This is a genomic window from Kribbia dieselivorans NBRC 106261 (assembly GCF_001552435.1).
Taxonomy (GTDB): domain Bacteria; phylum Actinomycetota; class Actinomycetes; order Actinomycetales; family Dermatophilaceae; genus Kribbia; species Kribbia dieselivorans.
Map to the genome: position 1 here is coordinate 1 of NZ_BCRE01000213.1, position 8,665 is coordinate 8,665.

The window sequence follows — 8,665 nt, forward strand, 5'->3', positions numbered from 1 at the left end:
CCGTGGCCGACCCCGCCCCCGCCCCGGCCGGCTCCGCCGTGGCCGCGCCGACCCAGCCGACGATCATCACCCGCGCGCAGTGGGGCGCCGACGAGACGTTGGTCAAGGGCGCTCCGGCCTACGGTCGGGTCAAGGTCGGCTTCGTCCACCACACGGCCGGGACGAACACGTACACCCGGTCCCAGGTGCCCGGCATCCTGCGCGGCATCCTCCTCTTCCACACCCGTGACCGTGGCTGGAACGACATCGGCTACAACTTCCTCACCGACAAGTTCGGCAATGTCTATGAGGGTCGCGCCGGGGGCGTGGACAAGGCGGTCGTCGGGGCACACACCGCGGGCTACAACTCCTCCTCGTTCGCGATGAGCGCGTTGGGCAACTACGACACCGCGACCCCGCCGACGGCGATGATCGACGCGTACACCGCCGTGTTCGCGTGGAAGTTCGGCCTGCACGGGGTGGACCCCAACGGAAAGACGGCCCTGAGCAACGGCACGATCACGAAGACGTTCAACAACCTGTCGGGCCACCGCGACGCGGGGCAGACCGGATGCCCCGGAGAGAAGTTGTATGCCCAGCTGCCGGCGCTGCGGCGTTCGGTGCAGGCCGTCGTCGATGCCAGCGCCAGCGAACCGGCCACGCCGCCGACCACGACCACCCCGTCAACCCCCAGCGGCCCGGCGCAGCCCCTCTCGCCGGTGGCCTCACGCGACAGCGCCCGCTCGTCGTGGCTCGTGCGCGGCGGCGGGTTCGGGCACGGCGTCGGCATGAGCCAGTACGGCGCCCGGGCCATGGCCGATGCCGGTCGTTCGGCCCGCCAGATCCTGTCGTTCTACTACCCGGGCACCACCTACACGGCCGTCACCGACAACCAGCAGATCCGCGTCAACGTCCGACCTGATGCGAGCAAGGTCGTGCTCAGGGCCTCGGCCCGCACCTCCGGCGGCGGCACGTTCAGAATCACCGATGGCACCACCACCCTGACGTCGACCGGCGCCACGGCCACGCTGACCCGGTCAGGATCCAACGTCGTCGTCTCCTGCCCCAGCTGCACGGGCGGGAGCTCGCTGACCTCGCCCAGCCCGGTCGCGTCCTTCGACAACCGCACCCTGCTGTCCGTCGACGGCAAGAAGTACGCCTCGGGCAAGCTCTACACCACCGCCACCCCCGCGGGGCTGCAGAGCTCGCTGCAGGTGCGCCTGCACGACGAGTACCTCGACAATCTGCGTGAGGTGCCCTGGTCGTGGCCCACCGCCGCGCTGCAGGCCCAGGCCGCGGCGGCGCGCGGATACGCGCTGCGCCGGATTCCGGGCGGCGTGCGGTCCGACTGCAACTGCCATCTCTACGACTCCACCCGCAGCCAGGTGATGGGCACCTATCCGACCTCCGCCGAGATGCCGTACTGGAACCGGTGGAAGAGCGCCGTGCGCGCGACCGGTTCCGGCACGACCGGGTTCGTCGTCAAGAACGGCACCGAGGTCATCGACGCCGCCTACTCGTCCAGCAACGGCGGGTGGACGGAGAAGGGCTCCGAGGCCTTCGGCGGCACCGACCAGCCGTACCTCATCACGAAGTCCGACTCGTGGTCGAGGGCCGCGGTCAACCCCAACCGGTCGTGGGACTCGACGCTGACCGGAGCGTCCTTGGCCACCGCCTTCGGTCTGCCGAACATCGCCCGACTGGACCTGCGGGATCGCACCGCGGCGCACGGGGTGCGCACGGCAGTGGCCACGGCCTCGGACGGGCAGCGCGCCTCACTCACGGGGCCTGACTTCCGACGGCTGACGGGGCTGAAGTCGACGTTCGTGCGCCACGGCTCGGCGCGCACCAAGGGCAGCAGCCCCTCGACGGTGGCCGCGACGATCGCTCGCGGTCAGGCGCACTCGACCTACGCGGTCATCGCTCCGCACACGTCGGCGGGGTTGCCGGAGTTGCTGCTGGCCGGCCCCCTGGCCACGTCGATGAAGGCGCCGCTGTTGACGGTCGGCTCCGGGACGACGCTCCCGAGTGCGACCCGGGCCGAACTTGACCGGCGCAAGCCTCGCGGACTGGCCCGCGTGTACGTCGTCGGTGACACCACGGTGGTGCCGAACTCGATCGTCAGCGCGCTGCGCGCCCGCGGCTACCACGTCACCCGGGTCACGGACACGGACCGCTACCGACTCAGCACGAAGGTGGCCCGCATGGTCGACGCGCGCACACCGGTCGGCGAGGTCCTCGTGACGACGGTCGGCGGAGCGTCGAACGCCGCGGGCGCCGCGGCGGCCTCCCGGGCGAAGAACCAACCGATCATCTTCGTCTCGCGCACCCGGTTGCCGGCCACGGCGAAGTCGACGATCCCGGCCATCGGCGCGACCCGCGCCCGGATCCTGGGCAGCACCGGCGTCGTCGGGAACGAGGTCGCCACCCAGTTGCGGGCCGTGGGCATCAGCAGCCCAAAGCGCCTCAGCGGCAGTCAGAGCGCGATCGCGGCCGGGATGGCCAGGGCGTACCGGAGCAGCATGGGTTCGGGGCAGGAGATCGCCATCGCCCGCGCCGGTGCGAGCCACGCCGCCTACGCCATGGTGGCCGGTGGGCGGCTGCGCCCGGTGGTCATGGTCAACAGCGCCACGGTGCCGGAGGAGTCGGCGCGGGTGCTGCAGACGACGCACACGCTGCGCACCGTGCGGGCCATCGGCGAGACGTCGCGGGTGAGCAGTGCCGTGCTCCGTCTCGCGATCGAATCCTGATCCCGCGACCCGAGCGGCACGACTTGAGACCGGTTCGACGCCAACTCGTTACAAGGATGGAATTCGCGCCAGAAGTTGCCGACGACTGTGACGGTTGTGAAAACTGGCCATCGTTGTGATCGCCGGGGCCCAAGGTGCCGCGGTGTCGCACGGGTCTGCCGATCCTGATGGGGTCGGGAGGCTTCTGCTTGCCCCAACCCCGAGGCCGGCCCCTGCCCCCACAGGAGGATCCATGTCCCGCTTCCGCCGCGTCGTGAGCACCGCCGTCGTGCTGCCGGTCATGGCATCGCCGATCGTCGCCACATCGGCCCAGGCCGCCTCGATCCCGAACCCACCGAGCAAGAAGCTGCCTGCCGCCCTGGACGCCGCCGCGAAGTACGACCCGCAGACGACCTGCGACCCGGACCCCAAGCCGGGTGTCGTCGCGATGGCCCGACTCCTGGCCGAGCACTACGACGAGTGGAACTACGGCATCTCCCGGCACTGCAACGCCGGCGTCACCGAACACTCCGAGGGACGCGCCCTGGACTGGATGCTCAGCGCCTATGACCCCCGCGAGCGCGCCATCGCCGACTCCGTCGTGGAGTGGCTGACCAAGCCCGACTCGCAGGGTCGCCCGGGCGCGATGGCCGCGCGCTTCGGGATCATGTACATCATCTGGAACAACAAGATGTGGCGCGCCTACGCTCCGGAGCGCGGTTGGGCCCCCTACTCGGGCGTCTCACCGCACACGGACCACATCCACTTCTCGTACAGCTGGGACGGCGCCTACGGCCGCACCTCGTGGTGGACCGGCAAGGCCCTGGGATCGAACACCTCCGGCAGCGGCAAGGTGCCCGCGGCCACGCCGACCCCGGCCCGGTACCCCACCCTGCGCGTCGGGGCCACCGGCTCGGACGTGCGCATCCTGCAGAAGGGGCTGGGCGTCGGTGTCGACGGCATGTTCGGCCCGGCCACCGAGGCGGCCGTGCGCGCCTACCAGAAGGCGCACCGGATCAACGTCTCCGGGGCCGTCTCGGCGGTGACCTGGAACGCCCTCATTGACGAGGGCAAGGTGCCGGCGCGGTCGGAGATGAACGGCACCAACGGCCTGTCGAAGTACGCCGGGACCACCCTGCGCCTGGGCAGCCGGGGTGAGGCGGTCAAGGCGGTGCAGCGGGCGCTGAAGATCACCGCGGACGGCATGTTCGGTCCGGCCACGGAGGCCGCGGTGCGCGAGTACCAGCGCACCAAGAAGCTGACCGTCAACGGCATCGTCACGAACGAGGTCTGGGACGCGCTGCTCGGTCGTCGTTCGTCGGGCACCGCCTCGCGTACCCCCACGCCGACCGAGAAACCGGCCGGGACCGCGGTGTCCGCGACGACGGCGTTCACCCGCTACAAGGGCACCGTCCTGCGGCGCGGTTCGCGCGGCGACGCGGTCCGGCTTGTCCAGCGCACGATCGGTGTGCCGGCCGACGGCGCGTTCGGTCCGGCCACCGAGTCGGCGCTGCGCACGTGGCAGGGCAAGCGCGGGCTGACCACCGATGCCGTCGTGCACCGGGCCGACTGGAACGCGCTCGAGAAGTGGGCGCACCCGCTCATCGCCCGCCGCGCCACCGTGCTCCGCGTCGGGTCGACCGGCAACAGCGTCAAGGACATCCAGCGGGCCCTGCGGATCTCCGCCGACGGGATCTACGGCTCCGGGACGGCCGCGGCGGTCAAGGCCCTGCAGGGTCGTCACCGGTTGGCGCGCACCGGCACCGTCGGCGCGCTGACCTGGGCCGCCGCGGAGAAGGAGATCGTCGCGCGTCGCTGAGGTCGATCCGGTCCGCGCTCAAGGGCCGGCGCTCACCGCCTGGTCTCAGCGCCAGATCTCGGTGACGGCCTCGGTGGACCAGCGGTCACGCAGATCCGCACCGGGCTCGCTGCCGACCGCGATGACGAGTGACCCACCCGCCGACCACGAGGCGCGCACGGCGTCGAGCAACTCGCCCGTCGTGGCGGGCACCGCCGCCACGCGCGCCCCGGCCACCACGGATCGGGGCACAGGCAGGGAGTCGCGGGTGAACACCGCTCCGTCGATCGACCGCAGGGCCGGGTCGTCGGGCGTCGGCTCCTCGAGTGCGGTGAAGGCATCGGGGTGGGTGGCCAGGTCCTTCGCGTCGTCGAGGACGTCCCACGGCACCTCGACCGCGGCCCGTCGCGCCAACGACGCGCGCGTGACGAGGACGGCCGGCCCGCCCGCCAACGCGAGCGGCGCATCGTCGGTGACCACCAGGTCGGCCACGGCGTCATCGAGGGCCACTGCCGCACCGACCGTCCATGTCGCCAACGCCCAGTAGACCGCGCGCCAGTGGGGCGCCACGGCCAACCGCACGAACGCGCCCGGGCCGAGGTCGTGCTCGGCCAGGACGTTCGCCGCCTTGCTCACCCATTTGTCCAACACCCGGGCCGACAGCTCGATCCGCTCCCCGCGGGTCGGTCCCTCGAGGTCGTCGTAGCAGGTCAGGCGCGGGGCCGCCGGGTCGGTCGCGAGGAGGTGGGGGAGCAGTTCGGCCGGGGGCAGGGGCTTCGGTGTCGGCGTGGACATGGTCACAGTCCATCACCGCCGCCACGCGGCGGGGGTGCCGGGCCCACCGATGATCACGCATTAGTCTCGATGGCGACCTGACCCGCCGTCCCAGGAGGCCCCGTGGCCGACTCCACCTCGCTGCGCATTGCCGTGGTGGGTCCGACGCATCCGTACAAGGGCGGTGTCTCGGCGCACACCACCGCGTTGGCGCACGAGCTCACCGACGCCGGTCACGAGGTCATCCTCGTCTCGTGGTCGCGGATGTTCCCGAAGAACTTCTATCCCTCCGAGGAGGGGCTGCCCGACGGCAAGCCCGACATCCCGCTCTTCCCGCGCACGATCCGCACGATGAGCTGGCGCCGGCCGGACACGTGGGTGCGCACCGGGCTCAAGCTGCAGGACATGGACGCCATCCTCATCGCGCACGTCATGCCGATCATGGTGCCCGGTTCGCTGGCGCTGCTGCGCGCGGCCGGGGTGGGGCGCACGAGCTCGACCGGACTGGGCCCGCGTGCCATCGCCATCCTCCACAATGTGCTGCCGCACGAGCGGCGCACCGGCGACGAGGCCGTCATGGAGACCTTCCTGCGACGCGTCGACGCCGCGCTCGTGCACACCCCGGCGGAGGCGCGTGCGGCCAGCGCGTTGGGCGCCGAGCACGTCGTCGTCGCCGACCTGCCGCCACACCTGCCGCAGGGTGACCCGATCGCCCACGACGACTTCCGCGGCCCGGCCCGCCTGCTCTCGCTCGGCACGGTGCGCGACTACAAGGGCATCGACCTGCTCATGCGCGCCATGATGCGCGTGCCCGACGTCACGCTGACGGTGGCCGGGGAGATGTGGGCCGACACCGCTCCGGTCATTCGCGCCCTGGCCGAGGACCGGCGCCTGGCCGGGCGCGTGGCCGTGCACGGGGGCTACGTCCCGGCCGAACGGCTGCCGTCGGTGTTCGCCAAGCACGACGTGCTCACCCTGACGTATCGCACGGCCACCGCGTCGCAGAACGTCACGCTCGGTCACCAGCACGGCCTGCCCGTGCTCGCCACCGACGTGGGCAACTTCGCCCAGGAGATCCGCGACGGCGTCGACGGACTGATCGTGCCCCCCAACGACGAGGACGCGCTCGTCGCGGCGTTGGAGCGGCTGCGGGACCCCGATGAGGTGGCCCGGCTGCGAGCCGGTGTGCGCCCGCCGGACCTGCACGCCCCGTGGGCGCGGTACATCGGTGCGATCGAAGCGCTCGCCTCGGCCGACAGCAACGCCGCGGTCGGTGGGCTGGGCGACGAGCCGGTCGAGGACCGCGCGATCCCCGCGCTCTACAGCCGGGCCCGCACCTCGCTCAAGGGTGTCGTCGCGCGCAGCCGCCCGCGGGTGGACCTGCACCGCAACGACTTCCCCGACTGGGTGCGCGCCACGGATGTCCTCTGCACCGAGGAGGAGGCGCACGACGCCTGGCAACTCTCCCGGGACCTGCGCCTGCCGCTGACGATCCGGCCGGTCGAGGCGTGGTGCGCCCTCGGGGCCCTCGCCGCCGTGCTCCGGGTGCGTGACGACGGCAATCGCAGTGCGTTGCTCATCGACGAATCGGGCGTCGGATCGCCGTACTCACGGTGGGCGCGCGCGATCGGGTTCGCGCCGCTCGAGCTCGAACTCACCGGTGGCCGCTCGAGTGTCTCGGTGCTCGACGTCGAGACCGCCAGCCTGGACGTCATCACCCGACTGCACCCCAACGACTGTGAGGCCGACGAGGTCGTCGAGGTGATGAACCAGGCCTCGTGGGCCCTGCGCACCGGCGGACTGCTGTCGCTGACCATGGCCGTCGGCCCGGCCGGCGCGGAGGGCTGTGTCGGCCCCAGTGAACTGCGCGGCATCGTCGCGCGGGCCGACGATGTGGGCTTCGTGCTCGTCGGCGACCTCGACGGCGACGTCACCGACAAGCTGCGCCGCGCCGCCGGGGCCGCGACCGACGACCAGGCGGCGTTCGCCGTGGCGCGTCTGACGTTCCGGCGGCGCTGATGGCGGCGGCGACGAAACGGCGGGTCCTGTTCGTCCTGCGCTGGGTGCTCATCGGCGCGGCGCTGGTGGCCGTGGTCATCGCGCTCATCGCGAACTGGGGGGCGGTGTCGACCCAGTTGGGGCGGGTGTCGCTGACCTCCCTCGTGCTCTCGACGCTCCTCGCGTTCATCTCACCGATCGTGACGATGCTCGGCTGGCGCGTGCTGCTCGAGGACTCCGGGTCGAAGGTGCCCCTCGGGCCCGCCTCGAGCATCTTCTTCGTCGGTCAACTCGGCAAGTACGTCCCCGGCTCGGTCTGGTCGGTCGTGGTGCAGACGGAGATGGGCGCGGCCGCGAAGATCCCGCGGCGCACCAGCGCGATCGCCGGGCTGCTGACGATCGTGCTGTCCGCGATCGCCGGTCTGGCCGTCGGGATCCCGGCGTTCCCGGCCCTGCTGGGCACCGGCGGGGTGTCCTCGGGGGTGTGGATGGGCATCGCCGTCGTGCCGCTGCTCCTGATCCTGCTCTACCCGCCGGTCCTCAACCGGGTCATCCGGCTCGTGTTCACGGTGGCCAAGCGTGAGGCCCCGACGCACGACATCTCCGGCAAGGCGATCCTCATCACGATGGCCTGGTTCATCTTCGGGTGGATCGCCAGCGGCGCGTCGATCTGGGTGCTGGCCCGCGACCTGGCCCACCCCGATCGCTCCCAGGAACTCGAACTGGCCATGGCGAGCCTGAGCGGATTCCCGTTGGCGGCCTCGCTGGGCATGTTCAGCTTCATCATGCCGGCCGGCGTCGGCGTGCGAGAGGGGCTGCTCGTGCTCGTCTACCGCGGGCTGATGTACGTCTCGGCGGCCTCGGCGTTGGCGATCCTGTCGCGGTTCATCCTGACGCTGGTCGACATCGTCTGTGCCGTGTTCGGCTGGGTGTGGGGCCGCTCGCACCACCTCATCGCCGCGCGGTCGGAGCGTCGCGCGAACGCCGCCCCAAGTCCTGCCGAACGCGTCGAATAGCGCGCGATGGCGAGGACGCTCGGGTCAGGTCAGCGCGATGCGCACCTGCGTGGCGGAGCGCCGTTCGGGCGCCTGCGCGGCCAGCCGCTCGCCGCGTAGGGCGATGCAGACGCGGGCCGCGGCCAAGCCCAGCACGTAGGGGTCGGTGCTGCCGACGAGGACCTCGGTGTCGTCGAGGTCGACCCCGACCGTGTCCGCCAGATCGCCGATCTCGTCGGCCAGGGTGTGCAGCGCCGCCCGCACGGCTCGCACGACGGTTGCCGAGACCGGTTCCGGCGCGGTCGGTGCCAGGCCCACCGCGGCGCTCGCGGCCGACCCGGGGGGGATACCCAGCGCGGCGCGCACCGCTTCGCGATCGCCGGTGCGGAACC

5 protein-coding genes and 1 pseudogene are annotated in these 8,665 nt (G+C 71.9%); 4 read left to right on the forward strand and 2 right to left on the reverse strand.

From position 1 onward, the window contains the following. Positions 1-2,729 (forward strand): N-acetylmuramoyl-L-alanine amidase (locus tag KD1_RS14530; protein WP_174521118.1); only part of this gene is annotated, 2,729 nt, incomplete at its 5' end. Between the two features lie 232 nt (positions 2,730-2,961). After that, a complete protein-coding gene (locus KD1_RS14535; RefSeq protein WP_068403114.1) occupies positions 2,962-4,527 on the forward strand; it encodes a peptidoglycan-binding domain-containing protein in 1,566 nt (521 codons plus the stop codon). Positions 4,528-4,572: 45 nt separating this feature from the next. Here the strand turns inward: KD1_RS14535 and KD1_RS14540 are convergent, their stop codons facing one another. Continuing rightward, entirely contained in the window at positions 4,573-5,301 is a 729-nt protein-coding gene (locus KD1_RS14540; protein WP_068403116.1) for a TIGR03089 family protein, read from the reverse strand. A gap of 102 nt (positions 5,302-5,403) precedes the next feature. Here KD1_RS14540 and KD1_RS14545 point away from each other — a divergent pair, with 102 nt between their 5' ends. Next, positions 5,404-7,299, forward strand: coding sequence for a glycosyltransferase family 4 protein (locus KD1_RS14545; protein WP_068403118.1), 1,896 nt, complete (start codon positions 5,404-5,406; stop codon positions 7,297-7,299). Next, positions 7,299-8,294, forward strand: a complete 996-nt coding sequence (locus KD1_RS14550; RefSeq protein WP_068403120.1) for a lysylphosphatidylglycerol synthase domain-containing protein — start codon at positions 7,299-7,301, stop codon at positions 8,292-8,294. Before KD1_RS14545 ends, KD1_RS14550 begins: the two co-directional genes overlap by 1 nt. A 24-nt stretch (positions 8,295-8,318) precedes the next feature. Here KD1_RS14550 and KD1_RS16960 read toward each other — a convergent pair. Further along, positions 8,319-8,665: pseudogene (locus KD1_RS16960) on the reverse strand (hypothetical protein); the annotation flags it as partial.

Bases quoted from the DNA above. Each gene is read 5' to 3' on its own strand.
- KD1_RS14535 (WP_068403114.1), top strand. From the start codon at position 2,962: ATGTCCCGCTTCCGCCGCGTCGTGAGCACCGCCGTCGTGCTGCCGGTC.
- KD1_RS14540 (WP_068403116.1), bottom strand. From the start codon at position 5,301: ATGTCCACGCCGACACCGAAGCCCCTGCCCCCGGCCGAACTGCTCCCC.
- KD1_RS14550 (WP_068403120.1), top strand. From the start codon at position 7,299: ATGGCGGCGGCGACGAAACGGCGGGTCCTGTTCGTCCTGCGCTGGGTG.